The sequence below is a fragment of the Streptomyces sp. NPDC018263 genome, assembly GCF_055562575.1.
This window is the reverse complement of the sequence record NZ_JBVHFA010000002.1, coordinates 915,499-941,962: the sequence shown is the minus strand read 5'-3', so window position 1 is coordinate 941,962 and position 26,464 is coordinate 915,499. Positions and strand designations below refer to the sequence as shown.

General features: G+C 69.9%; 18 protein-coding genes. 7 read left to right on the top strand and 11 right to left on the bottom strand.

Going from position 1 to position 26,464, the window contains the following annotated elements:
* The first annotated feature begins 7 nt into the window (after positions 1-7).
* Positions 8-229, top strand: a complete 222-nt coding sequence (locus tag ACZ3HQ_RS09070) for a hypothetical protein (RefSeq protein ID WP_467509033.1) — start codon at positions 8-10, stop codon at positions 227-229.
* Positions 230-336: 107 nt separating this feature from the next.
* On the top strand, positions 337-834 hold the full coding sequence (locus ACZ3HQ_RS09065) for a GNAT family N-acetyltransferase (protein WP_467509032.1): 498 nt from the start codon (positions 337-339) through the stop codon (positions 832-834).
* A 243-nt stretch (positions 835-1,077) separates the two neighbouring features.
* Here ACZ3HQ_RS09065 and ACZ3HQ_RS09060 read toward each other — a convergent pair whose 3' ends face one another.
* The 7 genes from ACZ3HQ_RS09060 to ACZ3HQ_RS09030 form a co-directional block, all read right to left on the bottom strand.
* Complete coding sequence (locus ACZ3HQ_RS09060; protein ID WP_467509031.1) at positions 1,078-1,374, bottom strand: hypothetical protein; 297 nt, start codon at positions 1,372-1,374, stop codon at positions 1,078-1,080.
* Positions 1,375-1,484: 110 nt separating this feature from the next.
* A complete protein-coding gene (locus ACZ3HQ_RS09055; RefSeq protein WP_467509030.1) occupies positions 1,485-3,170 on the bottom strand; it encodes a hypothetical protein in 1,686 nt (561 codons plus the stop codon).
* Positions 3,167-3,664: a hypothetical protein gene (locus tag ACZ3HQ_RS09050; RefSeq protein ID WP_467509029.1), complete on the bottom strand. Its 498-nt coding sequence runs from the start codon at positions 3,662-3,664 to the stop codon at positions 3,167-3,169. Before ACZ3HQ_RS09050 ends, ACZ3HQ_RS09055 begins: the two co-directional genes overlap by 4 nt.
* Positions 3,665-3,783: 119 nt before the next feature.
* Positions 3,784-4,404, bottom strand: a complete 621-nt coding sequence (locus ACZ3HQ_RS09045; protein WP_467509028.1) for a hypothetical protein — start codon at positions 4,402-4,404, stop codon at positions 3,784-3,786.
* Complete coding sequence (locus ACZ3HQ_RS09040; protein ID WP_467509027.1) at positions 4,405-6,273, bottom strand: DnaB-like helicase C-terminal domain-containing protein; 1,869 nt, start codon at positions 6,271-6,273, stop codon at positions 4,405-4,407.
* Positions 6,274-7,710: 1,437 nt separating this feature from the next.
* Positions 7,711-8,673 (bottom strand): hypothetical protein, encoded by a 963-nt coding sequence (locus tag ACZ3HQ_RS09035; protein ID WP_467509026.1) that lies wholly within the window; start codon positions 8,671-8,673, stop codon positions 7,711-7,713.
* 1 nt (position 8,674) lies between these two features.
* The gene (locus ACZ3HQ_RS09030) at positions 8,675-8,938 is read right to left on the bottom strand and encodes a hypothetical protein (RefSeq protein WP_007387413.1); all 264 of its coding nucleotides are present in this window, start codon (positions 8,936-8,938) and stop codon (positions 8,675-8,677) included.
* A 673-nt stretch (positions 8,939-9,611) separates the two neighbouring features.
* Here ACZ3HQ_RS09030 and ACZ3HQ_RS09025 point away from each other — a divergent pair.
* The 5 genes from ACZ3HQ_RS09025 to ACZ3HQ_RS09005 all read left to right on the top strand — a co-directional run bounded on the left by ACZ3HQ_RS09025 (position 9,612) and on the right by ACZ3HQ_RS09005 (position 21,489).
* The gene (locus tag ACZ3HQ_RS09025; RefSeq protein ID WP_467509025.1) at positions 9,612-10,037 is read left to right on the top strand and encodes a hypothetical protein; all 426 of its coding nucleotides are present in this window, start codon (positions 9,612-9,614) and stop codon (positions 10,035-10,037) included.
* Positions 10,034-12,100, top strand: a complete 2,067-nt coding sequence (locus ACZ3HQ_RS09020) for a DEAD/DEAH box helicase family protein (protein WP_467509024.1) — start codon at positions 10,034-10,036, stop codon at positions 12,098-12,100. Before ACZ3HQ_RS09025 ends, ACZ3HQ_RS09020 begins: the two co-directional genes overlap by 4 nt.
* Positions 12,090-14,810, top strand: coding sequence for a TerD family protein (locus ACZ3HQ_RS09015; RefSeq protein ID WP_467509023.1), 2,721 nt, complete (start codon positions 12,090-12,092; stop codon positions 14,808-14,810). Before ACZ3HQ_RS09020 ends, ACZ3HQ_RS09015 begins: the two co-directional genes overlap by 11 nt.
* Positions 14,811-15,052: 242 nt before the next feature.
* Positions 15,053-20,317 (top strand): AAA family ATPase, encoded by a 5,265-nt coding sequence (locus ACZ3HQ_RS09010; protein ID WP_467509072.1) that lies wholly within the window; start codon positions 15,053-15,055, stop codon positions 20,315-20,317.
* Positions 20,314-21,489: a hypothetical protein gene (locus ACZ3HQ_RS09005; RefSeq protein ID WP_467509022.1), complete on the top strand. Its 1,176-nt coding sequence runs from the start codon at positions 20,314-20,316 to the stop codon at positions 21,487-21,489. Before ACZ3HQ_RS09010 ends, ACZ3HQ_RS09005 begins: the two co-directional genes overlap by 4 nt.
* A 65-nt stretch (positions 21,490-21,554) precedes the next feature.
* Here the strand turns inward: ACZ3HQ_RS09005 and ACZ3HQ_RS09000 are convergent, their stop codons facing one another.
* The 4 genes from ACZ3HQ_RS09000 to ACZ3HQ_RS08985 are packed head-to-tail and all read right to left on the bottom strand — an operon-like array spanning position 21,555 to position 26,460.
* Positions 21,555-22,919, bottom strand: a complete 1,365-nt coding sequence (locus ACZ3HQ_RS09000; RefSeq protein ID WP_030327095.1) for an AAA domain-containing protein — start codon at positions 22,917-22,919, stop codon at positions 21,555-21,557.
* Positions 22,916-24,430 carry a hypothetical protein gene (locus ACZ3HQ_RS08995; protein WP_467509021.1) on the bottom strand — a complete coding sequence of 505 codons (1,515 nt, stop codon included), beginning with the start codon at positions 24,428-24,430 and terminating at the stop codon, positions 22,916-22,918. Before ACZ3HQ_RS08995 ends, ACZ3HQ_RS09000 begins: the two co-directional genes overlap by 4 nt.
* Entirely contained in the window at positions 24,427-25,569 is a 1,143-nt protein-coding gene (locus ACZ3HQ_RS08990) for a hypothetical protein (RefSeq protein ID WP_467509020.1), read from the bottom strand. The genes ACZ3HQ_RS08995 and ACZ3HQ_RS08990 overlap by 4 nt, the downstream gene beginning before the upstream one ends.
* A gap of 51 nt (positions 25,570-25,620) precedes the next feature.
* Entirely contained in the window at positions 25,621-26,460 is an 840-nt protein-coding gene (locus tag ACZ3HQ_RS08985) for a hypothetical protein (protein WP_467509019.1), read from the bottom strand.
* Positions 26,461-26,464 lie beyond the last annotated feature (4 nt).

Genomic DNA, 26,464 nt, shown 5'->3' with positions numbered 1-26,464 from the left:
CGAGCTGATGGGTGCCCTGAGCGGGTGCGCTGAGATCCGGTTCGACTCCCGGTCCGAACCGGACGCCCGCGACGAGGTCACCTGCACAGTGGCGCTGGTCTCCGTTCCTGGCCAGGAGGAGGCCGCGCCGGTAGCGCCCGACGCGGCGACGGTCACGGTGCAGGCGGTCTTCGAGGTCGACCAGAGGGTGTGGGCTGACCTCTCTCCCTCCCAGGAGATCCGGCAGTAGGTGGCACTGGACACCGCCTCCCTGCTCAGCGCCGTTCCCGGCAGCAGTGATGTGGAGGCCTGGGTGGTCTCGGTCCGGGCCTCGCGGGCACCGCAGGCCTGACAGCCATGGTTTCCATCGGGCCGTCGGTAGGCGTTCACCTCGCAGGCTGGAAAGGCGATCCGGCGCACCGCTGGCCCGGCCGCCAGATCATCGCCGTGCTGGACGGCCAGGCGGTCGGGCACGTGGAGTTCTACCTGCACTCCGACAACCTCGCTCTGCAGGTCGTCGGAGTGCAGGTGCATCCCGGGTTCCGCAAGCGGGGTCTGGCGTCCTTGCTCATGGACCGGCTCTACGAGGCGCATCCGTGCCTTCGAGGACACGACCCTGGCCCAGCTCTTCCAGGACGCCCCGCCCCGTCCCCCGCGACCCACCTCTCCTACCAGACCGAGCCGCCGGCCGGAAGCGAGGACGATCTCCCCCAGCACAGGGCCGGATTCACCTACGTCGACTACACCGACCCCGGGGACATTCCCCTCACGCTTACCGCCTGTGCTGGCGGCTCGGCAGTGCCCTCCAGACCTTGCACCACACCGCGTTCGACGTCCCGGTCCAGGCCGCGATAGCCCCTGACTCCCCGGGGGACGCCTCGTCGTACCGCGCCCGCTACGACGAGGCCGGCTGGCTCCGCCCGTCGGCGGCGTCGCCCTTCGAGGAACGCAGCGCCGAGATCAGGCAGCGGGCCGACGAGATCATCCAGGCCTCCGTCCAGCGGTCCCGGCACGGCGTACGCGCCCCCGGCCCGCCGCACCGGAGCCCGCCCGCTCTCCGGGGTTCCAGCCCGGGCCGAGCAGTTCCGGCCCCCGCCTCTAGGAATCCGCCTCGGCGCGGCCTCCGGGCTCCTCGGAGCGGCGAGCCGCCGCGCGGTGACCCCGCGGCGCCGGGCTCGTGCTGCGGAGCTGCTGATGGCGCCGGCGGTCGCGCCACCAGGCGAGCCGGTGCTCGGACTTCTGGGGAAAGACCAGCTGCACGACGGCGACGGCCAGGACCGCCAGGGCCAGGACGAAGAACGTGGCGGTCTGCCACCACGGGGCGCCGCCGAGCGCTTCGGCCGCTCCCCCGAGGCCGGCGGCGATGGACGTGATCAGTGGTCGGCCGGTGTGCATGCGGTATTCCCCTCCGAATACGGGCGTGTGTTTTCCGAGAACGGGCGTACTTTTCGCCCGTCAGAAAGCCAGTGTCGGAGCGAGGGGACGTGGGTATGTATCGGCGGGTGTCACACCCGGCGGCCGTACCGGTCGAACGCCAGGTTCCATGCATCCTGCATGGATTCCTCCAGGATCCGGATGCTGTTGCGGTGGGCCCACAGGGCTAGACACTGCACCAGATAGGGCGGACTCCCAGACAGCAGCGTGTGCGCCACCGATCCCCCGGTCCAAGGCCACACGGGCCGCACCGTGCGGAACTTCGAGCCGATCCGCGCGTTGTACTGCCGCGCGAGGCGGCCGAAATCCCGGCTCCTGCCGCGGACCTCGCGCAGCCGCTCGATCCGCTGTACGTCCAGCGGATCGTCCTGCCGGAACTCCTCGATGACCGCGTCCATGAGCTCCAAGGTCTGTGCCCGTGCCGCGGCCATACGGGCGTGCTGATCCTTGACGGTGAGAAGACCGAACTCGACCGCTCTGTCGACCGGCAGCCACAGCGTGATCCGCCCCGAGACGTCGTCCTCGAACTCGTGGGCCCAGTCGATGAGGACCGCTTCGACGAACGTGCCGACCTGCTCGGGACGCAGACGCCCGGCCGCCGCGACCACCGGCTCGATGCCGGGCACCGGCGCCCAGCCCGGGGCCTTCGGGTGCGGTGCGAGCGGCCAGAACACCTGCCGGCCCTCGGACGGGAAACACAGCACCTTCCCCTCGGCCACCCACTGCGCGTACGGCTGCGGCAGGTCGCCCTCCCCAGCAGGGTGGCCTGGGGTGTGGGCGTGCCAGGACTCGGGCCGGCTCAGCATCCACCCGGGCGGGGTGATGAGCCGCGCGGCGGCGGTGCCGGTCGGCTGGCTCGTCAGCCAAGCCTCGAAGTCCTGCTGCTCGACGCGTCGCTCGGCGCGCCACACGGCGGTCCCGCCGCGCCCGGTGAAGTCGTAGTCGATGGTGCCCGCCAGCAGTTGCATCCGGCGTTCGACGGCGGCGTGCAGGGTGTCCTGGTACAGCTCCTGCCAGTCCTGTGCCTGCTGGTAGAGGAGGGTTTCACCGTCTTGGGCGCCGGGCCCGCTCAGCCACGAGCGGGCGAGGTTCGCCGCCACCTGGAAGCGCCCGGGCGCGTGCCAGGCCACCTCGTCCTCCAGGATCCGGGCGACCAGTTGGACGCGCCGCATCCGCGCCGGCACCTCGTCGCCCGGGCCGTCCAGGTCCTCGGCCGATACCTCCAGCGGCCAGCCGTCCTCAACGGCCTCCCGCGCTGCGTCCAGGGCTTCCCTCTCCGGGCCGGTGGCCGTCGCGGCCGTCGCCAGCCGCCACAGACCGAGCGCGGCCCGCTGCCGCACCAGCGGCAACAGGCCCTCCAGGAAGTCGTCCACGATGGGTTCGGCCGCCGCGATGGCCGTCATCACGGCATCGGTGAGCGTGCGGGCCTGGTAGTCGCGGTGGCTGCGCGCGTACTGTCCCGGCAGCCGCAGCGAGACGGCGCGGGCCCGTTCCAGCAGACCGGGCTGCGCGCGCAGCCGCAGCGGCCGGGCCGTCCGCGGAGCAGGGGCACGCTTGCCCAGCGGCGGGTAGCGCAGCACGGTCGAGATATGGGTCAGCCGGTCGTCCGGGGCCCGGTCCTCCTGTGCCTGGACGTGCTCGCTGAGCAACCTGCGCACGGTCGCGTCCCGCGATGTCCCCCAGCGGGCGGCCACCCGGTCCAGGGCGGCGAACGCGCACGGCAGGAGGCGGACGTTGGTCTCCACGTGGCCGGTCACCGAGCCAGTATCGGGCCACCCGCCAAGGCTCTTTTCCCGTGCGCTCCGGCACGCGCCGTGCGGCAGGGGGGGCACATCGGACGCATGCCGTTTCGGCGATGCTGTTCGTCGTGATGGCGGCCCTGCGCATCGGGCATGGCAGTTGCTGGTGCTGCCGACTGCGTCCGCCGGGAACGCTGTCGGGACTGTGCGGCGGGCGTATCGGCCGGAAGGTCCAAGGCTGCTGCCCTGTTCAGCGCGTTGACGGCGCGCCGGGTCAGCGGCTGGCTGACGCTCAGTTCGGCGAAGGCGGTCTCGGCCCTCTGCGCCGCCGCGCGTGCCGCTTCGACCTGCTCGTAGGTAACCGGTGGGAACTCCACGACGTTACTGCGGTAGGTGGCCTCCAGACTCTGCAGTTCACGTCCTCGGGAGCCGACCGCTGCATAGGCCCGGGCAAGGCCGTCGGCACCGAGCCCGGAGTATTCGGTCAGTCGCCAGCGCACGCTGGACAGCACTCTCCCGCACGTCCTCACGTCCAGACGGCGACGTTCAACCGGCACTCCCCCATAGACCACCGGTCTCACGAGACCCGAGCACCGCTTCGAGCCGATCAGGACGGCTACGAGCGGTCGTGTCAGGCGCCGATGCCGATGTAGGAGACGTAGGTGTAGGCGCCCCAGTCGGAGTCGAGTTCGGCGATGACGTCGTCCCAGAGGTCTTCCATGGTGTCCAGGTCGCTGGCGACAAGGGCGTCGACGGCGTCGTCCCAGATGTAGCGGACCTGCCGGTGCTGAATCCTCAGGTTGTCGCGGCGGCGTGGCTCGTCGACTGCTGCCTGGCTGACGGGGTGGATCTCGATGCGGGTGCCGCGACCGTTGCGGTTGAGGTGTTGTTTGAGGGCGCCGGGGTTGGCGAGCACGTTGTGGGCGCGCAGGTTCCAGTAGGCGGTGTCGATCGCTTCGAGGCTGGCCGGGCGTGGGCGCTGGGTGCCGCGGGTCCAGGCGCGGATCGTTGCGGGGGTGGCTTGGATGCCAGCGTCGGCCAGGGCTTGGGGGCCGCCTTTGGTGGTGGTGAGGTAGCGCATGCGGGCTTTCAGTCCGCGGCGGGTGCCGACGGGGGATTTGATTCCGCCGTCGATGATCAGGCGTTCGAGGGCGTCTTCGAGGGCGCGGGCGAGGGCGATTTTTCCGTGGACGTTTCCGGGGTCGCGGTCTGCGCCGTAGTTGCCGAAGTTCTTCCATCCGTCGGTCGACATCTATCGGGCGCTCTTCCTCGGCAGGGGGTACTGGTCTTTTTGTTTCATCTGGGTGGTGAGGCGGCCTTCGGTGAAGACCGTGCGCCAGTCGCCGGTCACGTGGAGTTCGTCGGTGCCGCGTACACGGACGACGGTCAGGCCGTTGCTGTGGGCTCGGTGGGATTTATACCAGAGGTTGGCGAATGCCTGGGAGCGGATGATGTGCATCCAGTCGGGTCGGCGGATGTCGCGGTTGGCGCTTGATTCTCCGATGGTGGAGGTGAATTTCGAGTACATGGCTTTGATGTATTCGACGGTCACCGTGTCGTCGGTTTCGATGGCTGTTGTGCGGGCCTCGGTCAGGACGCGGCGGAATTTTTCCAGGAGTCCTTCGCTGGCGCCGGAGGTCCAGCATTCGGTGATGTGCGGGGCGTCGCACAGGCCGAGGCGGGCGCAGCGGATGAGGAGGCGGATGGTGGCGTCGTCGAGGAGGACGGGGCCGTCTTCGCGGCGGTTGCCGATGGGGTCGGGCAGGTCGGGGTGGTGCCAGGTCGGGCGGGTGGGGAGGCGGTAGATGCCGGAGCGTTTGGGGTCGAAGCCGCCGTGGGGGTCGTGGATCAGGGCGCCGATGGGCAGGTGGGTCTTGAAGGCGGACAGGAAGCTGGCGTTGGTGTCGAGGGTGTTGACGGTGATCGGGGGGTGGGTGCCGTCGTGGAGGGCGTCCGTGAGGTGGGTGTTGGTCCAGTTGTGGCGGCCTTCCCAGATTTCGTCGGCGCCGTCCTTGGTTTTCTTCCGGAGAAATTCGAGGGTTTCCGGGTAGACGGTGTGTTCGTAGTTTCCGCCGACGCGGGTCGCTTCGAACAGGGCCATGGCGTTCGGTACGGCCTTTCTCACCAGGGCTTCGGTTGCGGCGGTGATGTCGCCGTCGTGGTCGTGGAGGGCTTCGTCGACGGCACGGGTGATCATGCCGGTGAAGTAGCTGTAGTCCCGGTTGGCGTAGCCGCCTTCGGGCGGGGGTGGACCAGCGCGGCGGGGCGACGGCCTGCCTGGGGTGGCGGGCGCTGTAGGGGTGGGTTCGGTGGGCGCCGGGTTCGGGGGCGGGCTCGTGGGAGCTTGTAGGGGCGCCTGCGGGGTCTGTGCTGGGGTGTGCAGGCCCGCTGTCGGTGGTGGCGCTGGAGTGGTGGGGCTGGCGTAGGGGGTGGCCCGGTCGGTGATGCGGGCGTGGGCGAGGTCGGCGTGGAGGGTGAGGGTGGCCTGCGGGCCGAGGTCGAGTTCGGTGATGGTGGCGTGGATCTGGTCGGCGTCGCGGGTCAGGGTGACGGTGATGTCGAGGCTGAGTGCGGCGATCAGCTGGGGGTCGTCGGTGTCGACGGCGGCGAGGACGGGGAGTTCGTGGGTGCGGGCCAGGTGGGCGAGGGCCTGGGCGGCGTCGGTGATCCGGGACGGGCCGGACAGCGGCAGTCGGGGGTCCTCGGTGGCCTGTAGACGGTCGACCACGACGAGGGCCAGGCCGGGCAGGTCCGGGACGCTCTCGGCGATCGCGTCGGTGGTCAGGTCGGTGCCGTCGTCGATGTACAGCGGGGCTTGGGCCAGGTGGTGGTGGAGGGCCGCGGTGTCGTCCTGCTCGGTGGGGGTGAGGCGGCCGGCTCGCAGGCGGCGGTAGTCGACGGGCAGGTGTGCAGCGACGATGCGTGCGGCGATGTCGGCGCGGGTGAGTCCAGAGGCGGCGTACAGGACGGGTTGGTGCTGGTCGAGGGCGCTGGTGCGTGCGGCGGCGGTGGCGATCAGGCTGGATCCGGCGCCTGGGGCGGCGGCGACGAGATAGAAGCGGCCGGGCTGGAGGCCGCCGAGGGCGTCGTCCAGGGTGCGGATGCCGGTCGGCAGGCCCATCAGGGGTGTGAGTGTGGTGGTTTCACCGGTGGGGGCGGTGGTGGGAAGGACGGTATCGAGGGCTTGCGCGAGTGCGGCCAGGCGTCGCGGGGTGCGTGGCGCAGTGATAGTTGGTGGGCCACTGGCCGGGATGACGGTCTCGTGGCTGGTCCCGGGCGTCGCGGGAGTGGGGGCCGGGCCCGGCTCGGGCGGGGCCGAGGGGGGTGCGGGGAGGGCGGCCGGTGGTGTGAGCGGGTGCTGAAGTGTCGGGGGGGTGGGAGCGGCCGGGGAGCCGGTGGGGGTGGCCGACGGGGCCGGTGTGGCTGGGGTGGTGCCGCGTGAGGCGGGGGTACTGGCAGGTGCAGGCGTGTCCTGGGCTGCTGGCGTCGGTTCCGGCTGTGGTTCTGAGGGCGTGGTGGGTGCAGCGGCCGCTTCGGCAGGAGGAGTGGTCGGTGCGGGCGCGAGGTCTTTCGCGGCCTCGACTTCGGCTTCGGCTGTTGTGGTCGGGAGGGGGGTCTGGACTGCTTGCGGGGGTGTTGTGGCGGAGTCCGGGGCTGCTGCTGCAGCCGGAGCCGCTGTGTCGGGTGCTGGCTCGGCTTGAAGTGCGGGCGGGGTGGGGGTGCCGTCCGCGGCTGCGGCAAGCAGGACGGCGACGGGGGTCTTGTGGCGGCACAGCACCTGAGGGTGGCCCTCGGCGCCGTACTGGATCAGATCCCCCAGCTTTTTGCGGGCGTCCACGAAGCTGTGGGTGGGGGCTTGGGTGAGGTCCCAGCCCAGTTCGGTTGCGTGGGCGGGCGTGGTGAGCAGTGCATGGTGCGGGCCACGCGTCAGGGGTGTGGGGTGCCCTTGGATGGCGGCGTTGATCAGCTGCTTGAGTGTGCTGCGGGCCTCGTGCAGCGTCGCCGGGCCGGTGCGCGTCAGGGCGTGTGGTGTTTCCGCGTCAGGGGCGGCGGAGGTTGTTCCCCGCTCGGACAACGGGCCCTCAGCTGACTCGGGTTGACTGTCATCGCCGTGTCGGCGGCTGGCGTCTTCGGAGGTTGTCTTGGCCGCTGAGGATGGTGTGGGAGGCGTGGGAAAACTCAATGGCCAGTTGCCCGCCCAGCGCGGAGCCTGGTCGGGCGGCTCCTGTGAGGCTGCAGGCGGAGCGGTGTGGGCGGGGTTGCCCGGCACGGCAGCGCCGGAAGACGCCTCACCGGCGGTGCGGGATGAACGTGAGGAGGACACCCGGGGACTCCAAGAGCAAGTGGCAAGCGGATCGTAAGGGGAAGGTCGGGCAGTTGGCTTGGCAGCGGCCGCCTCTGCGAAACGACCGCGCCGCTAAAAATGTAACGTTGCCACCCCCAGCCTAGCCGACGTTACATAACATTCGCCCCAGAATTATGTAACGCTGGGGTTGGTGTCGTGGGTGATCAGGCCGGTTCTGCCCGGGAGGGTGACAGGCAGGTGGTTCGGGAGGTGTCAGGCGTGATCGGCACCGTGCCCCGTGGGGGTGGTGGGCTCTACCAATGCCTTCAGCTGGGCGCGGAAGGCGGCCTGCTCACCGGCCCATGCTTGCCTCTGGGCCTCGTCCTCCGGCTCGTCGTAGTCCTCGGGTTCGTCGTAGTCCTCATACAGCCAGATGTCCGAGGACTGCTGCTGGAACGCCCTCTCGCGCATCCGTTCCTCGTAGTCCTCGTACGTCTCGTCCGGATGGATCTGCCCGGTACGGCGCTTGATCTCCTCGTCGCGCTCGCGGCGTTCGAGGTACTCCTGCACGGCCGGGTCGGCGTCGGCGCACGCGTACCCTCTGCCTCGCCGGGGCGGCTCGGGCGGTCGCCGGCGGTCCTCGATGCGGTCGAGGACCGCGTGCCACTGTGCGGCGTCCGCCACGCTCACGTCGAAGGCTTTCAGGAGCGCGGCCAACTGCTCGCGGCCGGGCAGGACCTTCCCGATGAGGATCAGGTGGGCTGTCGAACGCGGTACACGGTGCCCGTCGGCCTTGGTTGCCTTCTCGATGGCGCGGTAAGAGGGCCGGCCGGCCCTCAGGCGCAGCCGCGTCAGTTCCCGGCCCAGGGAGGCGGGGGTGCGGACCTGCCGGGTCCGTCGGCCGCGACCGGCCAGGTGTGGGCGGGCCTTCTCGGTTGCAGCTGCCTTCCACAGGCTCAGGGCTGTCGCTTCTCGCCTCTGCGTGGAGTGGCTGCCGGGGTCGCCGGCAGCGCGGGCGTAGGCGAGGACGGTCTCGAGCGGGGGCAGGTGGGTGCCGCGGGCGGCCTGGCTGAGGGTGGAGGCTCCGCGGTACCCGGGCGCGCCCGGTGGGCCGGTGCGCTCGGACAGGGTGGCGTAGGTGGTACGGGTGTCGTCCTTGAGCTGGCGCAGGTAGACGGCCAGGGCCCGCAGCCGGGGGCTGGTGCCGGCGGCGACAGGTTCGGTGGGGCGGCCCATGTCACCGGCTGCGGCGGCGGGAGGGCTTGGCGACATCGCTGGAGCGGCGGCCGGTGATCAGGTCGGCCACTGCGGCGGCCACCACGACCAGCGCGGCCGGGACGGGCCGGTTGCCGGCGGCTAGTCCGGCCGATGCCAGGACGACTACGACGATGACCACGACCTCGGGGATGCCCAGCCGACTCGGCTGGGTGCGGGCAGGGAGGTGGCTGGCGCAGAACGCCGGCGGCTCGGGGCTGGCGGCGGGCAGGGGAAGGGCGGACATGAGCAGCTCCAGGAAGGTAGGGGTGAGGTCCCCAACCCGGGTGATTCGGGAAGGGATTGGTGCGAGGCGTATCCCGCCGTCGATGCCTCAAGGTTCCCTCGCCGACGCTCTCAAGGCCAGCCTGATCGGCGCCCGTTCAGGCTGACGTGTTCACCGTCGTGAAACGCAGGTACGTCGTTCGTCCCTGGTCAGGCCACCTGGAAAATCGGGTTGACCCGAAATCGTCCAGGGCTTGCACCGTCCCTGGTACAGCTGGCCGAGAGATGTGTGAAGCGAAATTCCCGACTCCGGACACGAGGTCGAGTGGGCGACAAGGGCGTCTGGTTCCCGTTCTTCGGCCGGCGGCAGTCGGCCCGGGTGGGTGACGGAGAGCGGAGTACATATCCGCTTTCGGGGTGCAGAGAGAGTGTGGCTGCGACAATGAAGTACCGCAGGGGGCGGGTGGGGCGACTTCGCTGTAGGTGAGGGTGCAGGCCTCTTTTTTGTGTGAAGGGGGAACGTGGGGGCGTGGTTTGAGCGCATGGCGGCTGTCCCTGGCCTTGCCTCTGCCGAGAGCCCGGGTGTTATGCGGGAGGCGCTGCCGGGCGCAGGGGTTCGTCCGGACGAGTCGTACGGCTCGCCGATGTGGTCGACCGCCGAGGGGAGTACGTCTGCGACACCGGCTAGCCGACATGTGCCGTTCGACGCGCGCGGCGCTGAGCTGATCGCCCGTGTCTGGGAGGCGCTGGAGCTTCCGGGCTCGGCCAGGGACTACCACTTTGTTCTGCAGAGCGCGGTCGATCGACTGTGGAGTACACGTCGTGCGGAGCCTGGGGCCCTCGCCGCGCTTGAGGTGTTCGCCCTGCTGGACCTGGAGTTGATGGAAGCAACCCCGCACGCCGTGTCCTTCGACACCACTGATGCTCCGGCGGCGTTTGTGCGGGTGTCCTCGGTGCCACGGTTGATCGGCCTGCTGGAGCGCGAGGGCGCCTTCGCGGAAGCACTTGAGCTGGCGCGGCGGTTGGCCCGTTTCGGGCAGGGCGAGGATGTGGCGGCCCGGCTGTCGGAGAAAGCTCAGGCGCTGGTTGCCGAGGCTGCGGCACAGAGTGGATCGTCATGAGTGCGGGCCTGGAGCGACTGATCCCGGCTGCCTCCTACTTGGAGGAGGCGTTCTTGCGGTGGGTGCTCACGCCGGCCGTGGACGCGTCGATCGTTGCGCGGGTCCGCAGTCAGCACCCGGTCACCGTCAACGAGCGCGCTTACCGGCTGGACTACCTGATCGCGGGTGAGGCGCTGCAGTTGGCCGTCGAGCTCGACGGGTTCGCCTTCCACAGTGACCGGGCCGCGTTCACCTACGACCGGCTGCGACAGAACGATCTGGCCGCGACCGGCCTGACCATTCTGCGGTTCTCCTACGATGCGGTGCGTACGGACACGGCGCGCTGTGTGGCCCAGTTGCAGGCGATGCTGAGGCAGGATCCGCTCCTGGCGCCGCTGGTGACTGCCGTGCCTCGCATCGGGATCCCGGACATGGCTGGCGATCCGATGCGGGCCGCCGATCCGCCTGGCGGTGCCGAACTGCCTTCAGGCGGGGCGTACTTCGCCGGTGTGCGGGCCAGGGTGGACCGGGCGCCGCTGCGGGAGTGCCAGGACGAGGCGTTGGCCTCGTTGGCGAACTACTACGCCTCCGGCGGCCGGCATGCGGCTGCGGTGATGGCGGTGGGGTCGGGCAAGACGGCCCTGGGGGTGGCGGCCGCGTTGTCGTTCAGCCGACGGCGGGCGCTGGTGGTGACCCCGGGCTCGGTCATCCGCGGCACCTTCGCCAAGGCCCTCGATCCGGGGATACCGGGCAACGTCCTGTATGGGCTGGCGGGCGGGCCGCTGCTGCCCGGTGCCCGTCCGCCGGCCACGCTCGTCCTGGACGCGGACGGCGGGCAGATCAGCCAGGTCAGCCGTGAGCGGCTCCTGGCCGCGGACATTCTGGTCACCAACTTCCATGCGCTGGGTACGGGCGACAGTGACGGGGACCTGCTGGCCAAGCTGGAGGCGGAGGACATCGACTTCATCGTCGTCGACGAGGCGCACATCGCGGCCAGCGCCTCCTACCAGCGGCTGTTCGCCCACTTCCAGGGTGCGCGCACACTGCTGATGTCGGCGTGCTTCCAGCGTTTGGACGGCAAGCCGATCGACGCCGATGTCGTCTACCGCTACCGGCTGGTCGACTCCGTCGCGGACGGGTCGGCGAAGAACCTGCGGGTGCACCGGTTCGCTCCCGAGGTGGCGTCGACGGTGTATGAGGCGGTGTGGCCGGACGGGCGGCGCGAGCAGATCGTGGGCCGTGATGCTTTGCTGGCCACGCTGGGCGACGAGCGGAAGATGGCACGCATCACCGCACAGTCCGAGGCGCCGATCCGCCAGGTGATGGCCGTGACGCGGGCGTGTCTGGATGCACAGGCCAAGCTGCTGGCGCCCGTCAAGCCGAGGGTGCTGTTCGCGGCGATGGGCCAGGCGCATGCTGAACAGATCGCGCGGATCGCCGAGGAGTACGGGATCCCCAGTGCCACGCTGCACCACAGCATGCCCGCCTCCGCGATCGCCTCCACCCGGCGGCGCTTCGAGTCCGACGCCGGGGATCTGCAGGGCATCGTGCAGCTGCGGATGCTCGGCCAGGGCTACGACTTCCCGCCCATCACCGTGGTCGTGCCGCTGCGCCCCTATGGCAGCTTCGGCGAGTTCTACCAGTTTGTCGGCCGCGGTGTCCGCGTCCTGCGCCAGACCGCGGTGGCTGCCGACCAGCAGTACCTGGACGTGGTCTGCCATGCCGAACTCGGCCTGGAGGAGCATCTGGAGGCCATGTGCGCGGACAACGACATGGATCCCGCTGTGCTCCTGGATGTCCCGCTGATCGACGCCACCACCATGGAAGGGGATCTCCCCGGCCCCGGCGGCGCCGCGGAGGGGGCCGGCGGGGGTCTGGGCGGTGTGGACGCGTTCGTGCTGTACGAGCGCGGACGCGTCGAGCAGCGCGTGGTGCACGAGCTGGACCGTGTGGAGGCCCGAAGAACGGAGCGGGAGATGCAGCTGATGGCCCAGCGCTACGCCGTCTATGCGCAGAACACCGCTGCGCCGGTGCCGTTTGAGCAGTTCGTCGAAACCATGCGGAGGCTGACCGGTGGCCAGTGACCCGACACGCTGGTGGCAGCCGGCCGTGGAATGCAGTCCCGAGCAGGCGCTCACCCTGGAACGGGCGGCCGGGCAGCAGCAACGGTTCGCCGACATCGACGCCCTGGCGGCCAGGCTGCTGGCCGCAGGGTTCGCCGGACGGCCGGTGGCCACCGTCGTCCCCGGCCGAGGACGCCACACGCCGGACACCGCCAAGGTGACGGCCCTCACCCGGGAAGAGGAAGTCTTCTGCGTCAACGCCTTCGGGGTCCAGGAGCAGCAGCGGCTCGGGGCGTGGTACCTGCCCCAGAAACTCTCGGTCAAGGCAGGGGCAGTCAATCTGCCGTATCTGCTGCGGGAACGCCCTGGCCACGCTCTGACGCTGGCCGCCGATGAGACCGCCCGCCTCACCGCTGTGGAGGACTGGGACACGGTGCTGCTGTGGGCGCTGCTGGTGCCGCTGTTCGAGACATTGCTTCAGCCCATCCGGCTGCGGGCGGCAGGAGAGATCTTCCCTCGCACAGAACAGCAGCGGTTCTGGACACTCATTGAGGAGCGTTACCGGCTGCTGGGCATCGACGAGAGCGCGCTGGAAGCCTTCCGCTTCGGCGGCGGCTGGCACCAGCTGGACCGTGTGGGACAGCAGCAGGCCCGCCTTCGTTTGCTGGACACCCTTGCCGCCGCCGACCTCGTGCAGCTTGCGGCACGTCACCGGATCCAGCGGTTGCAAGGGCTGATGGCTGGTTTCGCCAAGAAGGCCAGGACGGGAACAGCCCTGGCGCGCCGGGTGCTCACCAAAGAGCTGCAGCCGGTCGTCTCCGCGTACTTCGGGGGCGACTGGCTGGCTGTGCTGGATTACCTTCAGGCTCCCCCTCACCCGGATGAGGAGATCATCACTGCTCTGCCCGAGCCTCGTCTGTACGTCGGCATGGCCACGCAGACGGCCGGCATGGCTGCCGAGGCGGGCATCGCGGAGGACGAGGTCCATGCGATGCTCGCGGCCTTCCTCGGCGGCGGCACTTCTCTGTCTCCGGTGGAGGAGCGGGCTGCGGCCCTGCGCGGCTGGTGGGCGGGCTTCGACCAGGCGCATGCCGGCCAGTCACGGGGAATGCCGTCGTTGTGGGGGCTGGTCGATCAGGATCTGATGAGTCTGAACCGGACCGAGCAGGGGTACACCCCTCAGTTGTACCGGCAGCGTCTGCCCGCCGATGTCCTGAAACGGGTGGGGCGGCTGTGGGAGACGGTGACGCTTGCGCGGTATCCCGGCAGCATCGTCAGCAACCCGCGCCCGCACCAGACCATGGCCGAAGCCCTCGGTCCCGCGGCCGAGTTCTGGCACGGCGTGGGCCTGACCGCCTGGTTCGTGTGCGAAGGTCCCTACTCCCGCACCACCTTGGACCGTGTCGACCGCTACTACAGCAGGCCGCTGGCCGCCCTGCGCGCGGCCGGATGCCCGGTCGACACCGCCTTCTTCCGCGAACTGCAAGCCGCCGAACAACTCCTGGGGCCGGAGGAGGAGATCACGGACAGCGAGGACAGTACGGTCGAGACCCCGTACGGGCAGGTGACGTTCACCTCCAGCATGAGTCACGGCGCCCGCCGGGACGGCTTCGAGCGGGTACGGGATCTCATCACACGGCACCGGCGGGCCTGGGCCGAGCAGTATCTCGGTGCCTACGTGGAGGGCCGCTGGCGCTCCCAGTTGGAGGAGGTCGCCCACCAGCATCACCGCTTCGTCGCCGCCAAGGGGCGTCCCCCCACCCTGCCCCAGTTCGCGCGGTTCGCGACCACGGCAGCCAACCACTGGACGGGCGGCGACCTGGGGGCGCTGTACACGGCCATCGGCGAGCCGACGCCATCAAAACAGGAGCGGCCTACCCGCCTACTGACTGAGGACGGCTACGACTTCGCCCGCCGGGTGTACCAGGAGCTGGGCGGCAAGCCCGTCGACCACGACACCTGGGTGAACAACCCGGAAGAAACCCAACGGCAGTGGCAGCTCAGCCGCCTGGCCACCGAGAGCCTGCGCCACCTCCAGCTGCAGGAAGCACTCGGGCAGCCGCCGACCGCCAAGGAGTTCGGCGCCCAGCGTCTGACCTGGCCCTGGCCAGGCGAGGAAACCGAAGGCTGGCCCATCCTCGAGCGCGTCCTTGCAACGCTGACCCGTGCCAGCCTGGCCCCGGCCACTACCCGCTCCCCCACCAGCCCGCTACCCGGTGAAGAGAGCGGCACCCTGCAACTGCGGACGAGGGGAGCCAACGCAGCCATCCGCACCGAGCCGACGACGGTCCGCGTCACCTGCACCGGCGCACCCGTTGACGTGTCCGCTGTACTCCTCACCCGCAACGGCAAGGTACGCAGCGACCACGACCTCGTCTTCTACAACTACCCCAGTCACGACGGGGTCAGCGTCGGCGGGGACACCGTCACCGCCGACCTGGGCCTCATCCCTGACGACATCGCAACCATCGCCGTCATCGTCAGCATCGACCTCGAGGCCCAACCCGCCGCAGTCTTCGACCATCACACCCAGTGGCAAGCAGACATCACCCAGCCCTCCCGCACCCAACTGGCCTTCACACCTGACCCCTTCTCCTCGGGTGAGACCGTCACCATCGCGGTGGAGCTCTATCGCCACACGACCGGATGGAAGGCCCGTGCCGTCGGGCAGGGCTACGACACCGGGCTGGCGGGCCTGGCCACCGACTACGGCATCGACGTCGAAGCCTGACGCCCCCTGTCTGGTACGCGAAGCCGTCGACGACCAGGTAAGTGCGGCCGCCGCCGCCGTCGATCTCGCGTGCGAGAGCCGCTGCTGGTGCCCAACCTTCCAGGTGTTCCCGGGCCAGCTGGATCTTGCACACACGATCTCCCCTTGGGTTTCCGTTCCGTCCCGGTACGTCAGGGAGGTTAGGGTGACCGCGACGCGCACCATGGGGGGTGCCAAGTGAGCAAGGCACGCTGGAGGTGAGCATGGGGCTGCGCCCGACACACCTTGGCTACGCTTACCAAGACCTGCTCACCGCGCTGCGGCTTGTGGATCTGGCGGTGGGACGTGCGAATTCCCTGCTGGTCGACACGAAGATGTTCACCGGGGACCGATTTGATGACATCACATGCGAGTGGGGCACCGGCAGCCGCGAGCGGCTGCAGATTAAGCACACGGATTATGACCGCGCGTTGTCGCTGGAGAGTTTTACGAAGGACAAGCGAGGCCTACGCCTGGATCTGCTCTTCTCCTCTATGGACCACGACTTCACCTCGGATCCGGGTGCCTCGCACCGCCTGGTGGTGCGCGACATGGAGCCGGAGGATCCCGAGCTGACCCGGGTGCTGCGCCCGGTCCACGCGAGCACCGATCCCGGGCCTGCACTGCACGGCCTGAGCAGCAAACGGTTCCGTTTCGACGCCGCTGCGCTGCGTGCACACGCTCCGTGGAAGGAGATGCTCGCCCAGGTCAGTGATGACCTGCTCAACCGCGCTTGCGCCTCCCTGGTCGTCGACACGGATCTTCCGGCGTGTTCGCTCAACATCCGCGAGCCCGGGCCAGCCGAGGCGGCCTTGCTGCATCGCATCACCGAAGAACTCGGTGCCGGACGGCCGCCGAACCGGCACCGCACGCCCGAGGAGGTGGCGCTGGCCCTGATCGAGGCGGCCAAAGCGGCGCGCAGCCGGGCGGGGACCGTGATGGTCGAGGACCTGCTTCCTCGTCTGAGTCTGGAAGTCGACTTCGGAGCGGTCCGTGAGGGGCACCCCGTGGACCGTGCCACCGAGGTGAGACGCCCTACGGTGCTCACGGGCGTGGTCGCGGCTGTGAAGGATGCTGCGCAGCAGGGGGGTGTCGTGGTGGTCACCGGTGCTCCCGGCATCGGCAAGTCGTGGTTGTGTGAGCAGCTCGGGGATGCGCTGCGGGAGACCTGGCTGGCGGTGCGGCATCACTGCTGGCTCGGCGCTGCGGACATCGACCGTGAGCAGCGTGTGCTGACCGAGGTCGTGATCGGCAGCCTGCTGAAGCAGCTGGGGACGGCCGTTCCGGAGGCGCTGGCGCAGGTCAGGCCACGCTACGCGGCCACGCCGGAGACGCTCACGGCCGCGGTTACTGCCGCGCGCGGCCTGGCACCGGACCGGCCGATCGCGCTGATCGTGGACGGTATCGACCATGTCAGCCGGGTTCTTGGATCCACCACCGGCAGCGCCTTTCGTCCGCGAGTGGACCCGGCGGCCTCTCTGGTCGCGGACCTCTGCGCCCTGGAACTGCCTCCCGGTGTCGTGCTCGTCCTGGCCAGTCAGCCCGGCCCTCACCTCGAGGCCGTCGACGACGGTGCCTCCCGTCTCACCGTTGCCCCGCTCAACCGCGCCGAACTGCATGCTCTGGCGGACCGTCTGGGCGTGTTGACGGCCTTGGCGTCCTCCTCTGCCGGTGAGGGGCTCGATCCCGCTGCGCGGGCGGAGGCCGCGGTCGCGCTGATCGAGGAGCGCTCTCGTGGCAACGCCCTGTACGCCACGTATTTGTGCCGGCAGGCCGTTGGTCCTGCCCCGGGCCTGGGAGCGGCGCTGGCGCCGGATGGTGCCGGCGATCCTCTGGAGAGGTTGCGGGCGGTGCCGTCGTCGGCGCATGACCTCGACGACTACTACGCTTATCTGCTGGCCGGTCTGACCCCCGGGCAGCGTTCTGCTGTCAGCATGCTCGCGGTCTGCGACTTCGCTGTGAGTGCGTCGGAGCTCGAGGAGATTTTCCCGCTGCCCGGAATGCAGCTTGGTGCCGCGCTAACCAGTGTGGCACCGATCGTCGCGCAGCAGCCGGGTATCGGCGGACTGAAGATCCATCATGAGAGCTTCAGCCGCTTCATCCGCCGGGTCGACGGCGACGACAGGTGGGTCGATCAGGTCCGGTCCCGGGCGGCCGATTGGTTGTCCCAGCGGGGCTTCTTCACCGATCCCCGCGCGTTCCGGCACGTGCCCGAACTGCTGGCCGCTCTGGGGCGCGATGACGAACTCGCTCTGCTAATCGAACCCGATTTCCTCTCCCGCGCGATTGCCGGGCTGCAGCCTCCTCAGGCCATCGTCCACACTCTGACTGTTGCCGCGCTGCGTGCGGCGGTCCGCAACGACTGGCCCACACTGGTGCGCTGCGTCGAACTGAGCCGGGCGCGGGCGACGTATGAGGACGAAGGCCTGCCAGGTTCCCTGGTGCCGTATGCGGATGTGCTGGTGGCGCTGGTGGGAGCCGACCGCGTGGTGGCAAGCCTGATGTACGAGGGTGTGACCACGATGGCGGCGCGGTGGGGCCTGCAGCTGTGTGCGGCGGTCGACCGGGCCGGCTGTGCCGCCCCGTGGGAGGCGTACCTGACGGCCTGGGACAAGGCACGCAAGGATGAGCGTGTCCACTACGGATCCGAGAGCGATGAGTCGGTGTTCCTGGCGGAGTTGCGCGGACGGATCCGGTTGCCGGCCCGGGCTGCTGACGATGTCGAGCTCGGGCAGGTCCCGCGTACGCTCGCGCAGCGGGTGGCCCGGTTCCTCGACCAGGAGGCTCTGACGTCGCCTGAGGATGTGCTGGGTGTGCTGGTGGACTGTCTGGGTCCAGAGCCGTTGCTCGAGAGCGCGGAGCTCATCGAGCAGCCCGACCGGCGCGCGGCCCTTTTGCTGCACCTTGCGGACGCCCATGGCACGGCGGGCGGCGCGCTGCCGTCTGCCCGCGCGCTGGCCACCGCGGCCTGGGCCAGCGGGCCGTGCGACCCGCGGCGCCTGCTCCGCCATGGTGTGGCAGTGTCGGACCTTGCCGAGGAGCTCTTTTCCGGGGACATCGCCGCGGTTCTCGCGAAAGCAACACAGGATGTACTGACCGATCGTGCCAGTGGCCTGTCCGGCCCGGTGAACAGGTGGCTGACACTGCTGGCCGTGGCCCATGCAGCCGATCCGCAGGCGCTCGCCCGACTGCTCCCACTCCTGGACGGCGTTGGCTTCTACCGTGCCTGGCTGCGCTTCACCCTTGCCACCGTCGGCCTGCACCGCGACGTCGAGGCGGGCATCCTCACAGCCGAAACCGCGTCCGCCACCGTGCGTGTCGCGCTCGAACAACTTGCCCAGCATGCACACGCGTTCACGGGCAGCCCTCGGGCTTGCGATCTTGCGGACATCCACCGGCAGGTGCGGCAGGTGTTGCACGACGCCGTCACCCTGCTGCGCGGCGATGATGTCGCTGTGGGCATCGCCTTCCTGCAAGCCGTCAGCGAGGGCACCACCACCTCTCTCATGGGCATGGCCGGAACCGGCCCGCTGATCACCACGGAGCTGGTGTCCCTGCTCGCCGGGAGCGTCGGTCAGGCAGGGGCCGACGTCGTGCACGAGCTCATGCGCACGTTGCGCGGAGCGCAAGCCGAGCGCCGTGCTCTGTATGCGGAGGACGCCGACTTCGAGCTTGAGATGGCCCGCGTGAGTCTCGCCTGCGACGACCCGCACGAGGCGCAGCGGTGCTGGGAGCGTGCCGCCCGCTACATGGGGGCCTATGGCGGTCACAAGGACATCACCATCGAGGAGCTGCTGGATCCGCTGCCTCAGCTCATGCAGGCCGACCCCGTTCAGGCGCAGGTGCGTCTGGCGCGTGCGCAGCCTCTTGTCTATCTCGTCGCGGACTGCACCGACGGGCGGGGCACGGCGGGAACGCCGCAGGAGTGGTGGCGTTTCCTTGCGCGCCTGGATCCGCGGGGTGCCGCGCAGTTGGGCGCCCAGGTGCTGCTGGCCGAGTCCGGGCTGCCCGATGGCCGGGTGAGCGCGGCCCACCGGCAGCTGCTGGCCACGCAGGCTGACACGGCCGACCCCGTCGTCCTGGCCGCGCTCCGCATCGCCGCTGGACCCGATGGCCGCAGTATCCGGCAGGACGTTGCTCTGCTCACCAGGCTTGCTGACCTGCCCGGCGACGACGCGGCCCGCGCATCGCGTCTCCTGCCGGTGCTGGCCAATGCGATCACCTCCACCTACGACGACCAGACACTGATCGCCGCATCGCAGGCTGCCGGGGACGAGCCCACTTCTGCGCTGCGCACAGCAGCACAGCGTTGTGGCGGTGAGGGCGGCTTGCCCTGGGCGCCCCGCCCCGTGCCCAACAACACCTCACGTGACTGGTTCGGCCCCGAGAAGCACCCCACCACAGACGCGTATCTGCACGCCCAGCAGCGCCCGACGCTGCCAGTAGGTGCTGCTGGCGCGCTTGCTGCGGTCCGTGACCGCACCAGCAAGGCATACGATGCCCCCTCGGGCCCACGGTGGTCGAGGGATGCCCTGGCCAATGCGGTCGGGTGGCGGCTCTTGGAGGTCATCGACGGTCAGGGAGCAGACGCAGCCGCCCAGTTCCTGCACCGGATCGCCGACGAGATGAACGCCTCCAACCCTCTTGAGCTGCTGGCCGACCTCGCCTCGGGGCTCCGCTTGCGCCAGGACAGCGATCCTGGTGTCTTCGGCCCTCTCGCCGCCACGGCGGGCATGCTCGCCTACACCAAGATGCGAGGCGGCGGCGGATGGCGTTCCTTCGGCGGCAATGACCGGCTGGATCTGTGGCAGCAGGCGCACTCCGCGGACCCGGCCACCGCAGCCCGCAACCTCGCAGACCAGGTGGCCCAGGCCGTCGCCGAGGCGTCCTACAGCCGCACTATCGGTGTCAGCTTGGCCCTGGTCTCGGCGTTCGCTGTTCAGCCCCCGCTCGCTTCACCCCCGGCTGTCAGCGCTTTCGCCTGCTGGGATGCGGCGTATGGCGTCATCGCCCACCGTCTGCCGGGCCGTGCCCGTCTCGGCCAGGGTGCCTACCACCCGGTGCCGGAGCAGGCGACCCAACACGACATCGACACCGCACTGTGCGAACTTGTGTTGGCCACGATTGCCCTGCCCGAACGCGGCGATAAGCGCCGCGCCCTGATCGCAGCGACGGTTCTGCTGGCCAGCCGTTCCGGCCAGGCGCAGGCAGCCCTGGCACGCGTCCTCTCCTTCGACCTCGGAGCTGGCCCCCTGACCTGGCTCCTGACCGTCCTACAAGGACACCTGCCCGACGGACCTCTGGATGCCGCCCTTCTCGAACAGCTCGTCACGCTGTGCGGCAGTGACGTGCTGTCCGTCCGTGCCGATGCGTCCGCCATCCTGGCCCGCGCTGGCCACCAGGCGCCTGCCCCTGCGGCAACGGCAGCTCATCCGACACTCGCACGCGCCATCGCCGCTGCCCTCTCCCCCAGCGAGGACAGCGCATGAACAACCCTCGGGAGTTCGCAACCCACCTCGTCGACCACTACCTGGGCGACCGCCTAAACGCCGCCGGCAGTCCGGCCGGGCTCCGCGAGACCGTCATCGATCTCGTGATCGATGCTCTTCCGGACGTCGAGACGCTCATGCGCATGCAGCTGGACCTTCTGACCAATGGACGCCGCAGCCAGCTTCCCGACGCCTATCTCGCCGACCAGGCCGCCGCCGAAGACGCCCTGCAACGCGCTGCCGCCGGCCTGCGTGCCGCGCTTGCCCAAGCGGGACATCTCGGCAACGCCCAGAATTTCGAACGCGGCGCGGCCGCGCGACTGCGCGATGACCCCCGCGCGGCCCTGCGTGCCGAATTTGCCCGCATTCCCCGCCCTCTGACTCGTCCCGAGGCCCTGGCGTGGTCGCTTGATCCAGCACCGTGGTTCAGTGAGAGCCATCAAGCGGACAAGCCCTGGCCGCCTTCCGGCTTCGCTTCGGTCGCGGGCCTGCGGTCCCTGCCGGGAAACGCCATGGCCTTTGCTCGCGTGGATGAAGGTCCGCACGAGGGCTGGGTGCAGATCGGCTTGTTCGAGCGGCAGCGCACTCCTGCACGCCGATACCCGGATCAGCCCGCCCGCCAACTGCAGATCGCCGTCGGCCTGGAGGCCCTCGCCGACGACCCGCCGCCCGGCACACTACCCGCCCGCCAGGCCTCCTGGCAGCTGTGGACCAGCCCGTGGCGGCGCCTGGGACTCGGCCTTACAACCGAGTCAGCAGCCGAGCACATCAGTGCCGCAGACCAGGCCTTGACGGCCCTCACTGACGCTGGAACCGCTGGCCTGATCGATACGCCTCGCCCTCGCACCCTGAGCGGCCTCGGCCTGCCCGTCTACGTACTCGCACCCGCAGCCAGCGTCGTGGCCGCACTCGGCCTTGAACCCACAGAGGGAATCTGCGGGTTCAGCCTCAGCGACGCCACCGGTGAGGCACTGATCTGCCGCCAGTGGCACGGCCACCTCGTCCACGACGGAAACTACGAACCACTCATGCCCGCGGTCGCGGGAGCTGATCTACTCATCCGGCCCGACCTGTTCGCCCGGCTGCACGACACGATCGGCGCCGCGCGCTGCCGAGCCGGCGTCAACGTCCACCACGAGTCAGCCGACGACGCCCTCGACGACGAGGACTGAGGGCGCCCCAGCGACGACGCTCCCATCAACCCGCCTTCATGTGGCAGGCGTGCGCGGCGACCTACTCATCCGCGCCGGCGACGGGGCTGTGCCTGAGCGTAGATGGTGTGCTGGGTCAGGTGGGCGAGGACTGCGTGATTAGCCTCCCAGCCGTCGGCGATCTTGGAGGCGGCTCCGGGGTGTGCGGGGTCGTTGGAGGGGTGGGCGTCGAGGAGTTCGGCGATGCCGGCGCGGGCCACGACGATGCAGGCGTGGCGGTGGCGTGAGGTGAGGACGCACAGGCGGCCGGCTTCCAGGTGGAAGGCGGAGGCGTCGCCGCGGCCGGAGAGGGGGTGCAGGACGATGGTGACGCGGAATTCGCAGCCTTGGAGCCGGTTGGCGGTGTCGACGGTGACGCCGTGCAGTTGGGGGTAGTGGCGGGCCAGGAGCGCGCGGATGTCGTGGGCCTGGCTGCGGTGGGCGGTGCCGATGGCGATGTCACCGGGCTGCAGGGCGTGGCCTTCGGGGTTTGCCTCGCAGGTGGTGATGGCGCGTCGGGTCAGCAGCCGGTCGGCGATGCCGAGGGTGGTGTGGAAGGCTTCGGCGTCGTGCTGGCCGGTGATGCGGGCCGGTAGTTCGAACAGTGCCCATCCGGTTCGGGCGGCGTGTTCGATGACCTCGTCGGTGGGGGTGCGGATGTCGAGAGGGGAGAACGTGAGGGTGCGGTCGGCTTCACTGCTTCCGGCGTGGAAGGTCGTGGAGGGGTAGAAGGCGTTGCTGATCGGGGGGACGGCTGAGGGCGGCAGGCGCCAGGACATGGGCAGGGAGTGGACGGGCAGGTCGCGGTTGTTGGCGAGCAGGACGGCGACCGCGCTGTTCATGGGGTCGTGGGACAGGCCGTGGAAGCGGTCGGTTGCGACCTCGGAAAAGGGGTCGAGTTGGCCGGGGTCTCCGACGAAGAGGGCCCGTTCGAAGATGCCGGCGGTCCACAAAAGCGTGTCGGAGCGCATCTGGTAGGCCTCGTCGATGATCGCCCATGGCCATCGGCGGTCGGTGACCGTGGCCCATTTCATGGCGGTTCCCACGATGACGTCGGCCGTCTTTTCGAGGGCTTCGATGCGGGTGCCGATGCGGATGCCGGGATGTGCCTGCAGGTCGTGCGGGACTGTGTAATCCGTTGCGGTGAGCCGGGCGGTTCTCAGGTGCGGGTGGTGCCGGGCGAATCGCCGCACGAGGTGGTCGACCTGGCTGTTGGTCTGGGCGATGACGGGACAGGGGGTGCTGGATTGCGCGAGGGTGTCGGCGGCTCGGGCGACCAGGGTGGATTTGCCGGCGCCGGGCGGGGAGTCCACGACGAGTCCGCGGTGGGTGAGCGTGGGCAGTTGCTCCAGGACGGCGCGGGCGGCCTGGTCCATCTGCTGCTGCGGCGACGTCCGGTGAGGTGGTGTCACTGTTCTTCCTCGCCCTCGCCCTCGTCCTCGTCCTCGTTGCTGTGGTCCGGCTGGTCGGCGGGAGGCCCGCCGTGGGTCCAGGGTGTCTGCTCTCGTGCGGGGAATTCGGGCATCCGGTAGGGGGCGGGTGCGATGGTGAAGACGAGGAAGGCGCCGGCGTCGGGAAGGACGGCGTGGTTGGGGCGGTCCATGGTGCCCATGCCGGCGGTGATCTCAAGTTCGAGGAGAGTGTCGCCGTCGGCCGGGGTGACCTCGCAGATCTTGTAGCGGGCGCTGCGGTAGGTGTGGCAGGCCAGGAGCTGACCGGGTTCCATCGGCACGGGGTCCGGGGTGGACACGGTGAGCCGGGGCCGCCATTGGGTACGTCCACTGGGGCCGCGCAGGGTGTGTTCCGCGTCGATGGTGGTGACGGTGCCGCCGAAGGCTTTGCCGGTGGTGCGCAGTTCTGCCCGTACGAAGGGGTCGTCGGCGGTGCGTTCGGCGGCGAAGGCGACGGCTGCGTGTTCCATGCGGGCCAGGCGGACGGCGGCGGCAATGGCATTGTCGCGGGCCGGACGGGGGCGTCCGTCCTGGGTCAAGTAGATGCATTCGTCGGTGAATACGGTGCGTTCGTGGTCCCAGCGGCGTGCAGTGCTCTTGGCTTCGGGGAGGGCCTGCAGGAGCGTGTAGGCCTGCCACATCAAATCCCAGGTGGGCTGCAGGTAGGTGGCCAGCAGACGGTCGAGTTCTTGCAGGGTGCGGGTCTGCTCGTGGTCCAGGGCCCGGCGCCGGGCACGGGCATAGGCGTCGAACAGGGGCGCCAGGTGGTCGTTGTCGAAGGGGGCGTCGGTGGCTGGTCCCGCCGGGCGGTGGGTGGCCGGGTCTTCTGCTGCCAGTGCGGCGTCGCGTCCGGAGGCGGGGTGGCGGGGCGGGTCGATCCAGGCCAGCAGGGTGGCCAGGTCCTCGTCCTCAAGGGGGCTTTGGCCGCTGATCCAGTGCATGCCGAGGAAGCTGGTCATGGGGATGAGGGCGGCTGAGCCGGCCAGGTCGGCGCGGTCGGTGAGATAGGTGAGCCAGTGTCCCAGGCGCTGGACGGCCCGGGAGCCGGGATGGTGGTCGTCGGTGCTGCGGAACCGCAGGTCGGCTCCGAGGTCTTTCAGGTGCTGCACGGTCTGGGGGTTGGGGACGAGGATCTGGGGGGCGTCGGTGTAGCGGCGGCGGGCCGGCTTGCTGGAGGTGGCGGGCAGGTGTTCGCTGTGCCGCTGGCAGGCGTCGATGTAGGCGGTGACGGCGTATGCCAGGGAAGCGAGCATGGGAGTGGTGCTGCCTGAGGGCGGGGCGAGCAGGAGTTGGGGGCGGTGCGGGTCGGTGCCCAGCATGACGGCCAGCGGTCGTGCGGCGGGCCCGGTCTGTTTCAGCGCCAGCAGCATCAGCGGCTGGTCGCTGAGGTGGAGGTGGCGCAGTTGGCTGGCGCGTTGGGCGTTGCCGGTGGAGGCGGCGCGCATGCGCAGGAGTGAGGTGAGGCGGATCATGCGGTGTCCGTCTGGAGGTCTGCGTGGATGCGCTGTGCGTGGCGCAGGGCCTGGGTGAGGTCTTTCTGGCTCCGTGAGGGGTGCAGGTGCCCGTCGGTGAGGGCCAGGGCCGTGGCGATGGTGTCGATTCCCGCGAGGTCCTCGCGGACTGCGGTGCCCAGGGCGGCGGGCTTGCCCTGGTGGCGGGCCTCGATGCGGCAGTGGAAGGCCAGGTCGCAGTGGTGGCGGCAGCCGGGGGTGTAGTTGGGCCGCACGGTGGCGAGCGCGGCAACGAGTTCACCGCGGGGCCGGGTCGGTTTCTGGTCGAGGCCGGGCGCCAGGTCGAAGGTGGTGTCGGGGGGAACTTTGTCCAGCAGTTCGGGCAGGCGCCGCAGTCTGCCGAGGTGGCGGCTCAGGTTCTTGATCTGCTTGTGGGCGCTGAAGGGCGTGGCGGTGGGGTGGCGGGTGAAGTTGCGCGGGTTGACCAGGACCACGGTGTCGGAGACGCGCTCTGGCGGGAGACCGTCCTCGGCGAGGAGTTCACGCAGGGCCAGGACGTAGGCGGCGGCCTGGGTCAGCGCTGCGGTGGCCTTGATGGGGTCGGGCTGTCCGTGGATGACGGGGAAGGATTTGATCTCGACGACATAGAAGACGCCCTCGCGCTGGAAGGCGATGACGTCGGGTTCGAGGTAGGCCTGGTGGCCGGCGACGGTCAGACGCAGTACGGGGTGGTCGAGCAGGGTGCGGGGGTCCGACCTGCCGTGTGCTGCTCTGCGGATGCGGGAGCGGGTGTGGACGCGGCGCAGCCGCAGAGGGGACTTGTCGTCATCGCTGCCGACGCTGTTGACGTCCTCGTAGGACACCTCCGGCACGCTCAGGCCCAGGGCTTGGCGGAGCAGCGGCACCAAAGGGGCTCCGGCCTGGGCGGTGACCTGGCGTTCGAAGGCGAGGCCGTAGTCGAGGGCGAGCTGGGATTTTCTCAGCGGCCGCGGGAGGTCCAGATGGGCGGCGAGGGCGTCTTTGTCGATGCCGGCCGCGTCCAGCAGGGAGCGGCGGTCGCAGCTCGGATTGGCGGTCAGCGCCGCCAGGGTGCGTGCATTGTGCGGGATGGGCGCAGCGGTTCCGCGTAATACGCCCAGTCGTGCGTCGAGCGAGCTCACTGATTTCCTTGGCGGGACAGGGCACAGCTGTGCTGGTCTGCAGAGGTGGGTTTACGAAGTACGGCGCAGGCGGCCGGTGTTGCGCAGGATGTTGCCGAAGATCTGCTCCGCGTCGCCGAGTTGCTGACGTGCGCGCTGGGCCGCTTCGGCGCGGGTGTCGGCGTCGTCGTCGGCGTGGATCTCCAGTTCCGCTGCGGCGGCCCGGCGCAGCGCGTCCAGTTCGAGCGGGCCCCGGGGGGCGTCGCCGTGGATGTTGCGGCTGTAGTGCAGCAGCAGCTGCTGGACGGGCTGCGGCATCCCGGCCTCGCCGGCGAGGTGTTCGGCGGCGTCCGCGAGCCGCAGGGCCGAGGTGAGGAAGTGGACGCGCTGGGTGAGCGGTCCCACCAGGCGCTGCTCCAGTGGCCAGGTGCTCAGGGCGAGCAGCGCGCGGGCCGGTGAGAGCAGGTCGGAGGTCAGCGCGGGGCAGATGTAGTAGGCGCGGCCGTAGGGGGCGGAGCGGAAGGAGCGTTCCTCGTCGCGGCGCAGGGTGGTCATGCGTGCCGTGTTCAGCGGGCTGGAGAAGAACGCCTGGTGGACCTGGCTGAGCAGTTTGGGCGAGGCGGGGACGGTGAGGAGGGCCAGCGCCTGGTGGACCTGGTCGCGTACGGGCACGCCCTGGTTCGGCTCGACGACTGCCAGCGCGGGCTCGGGCCGGGTCTCTGGCTGGACCTCCGGCTGGGCCACCTCCGGGACATCGCTGAGCCCGCACAACACATTCCAGGCGTGCCGGGTGCGTGTCAGCTCCTCACCCAGGACGTTCACTTGGGCGTTGTCCTGTTGTGTGAGCGCCTGCCGGAGCGCCTCTTGCAGCTGTTGCATGCGCTTCTCGAGTGCGACCAGATGCTCGTCCATGCCC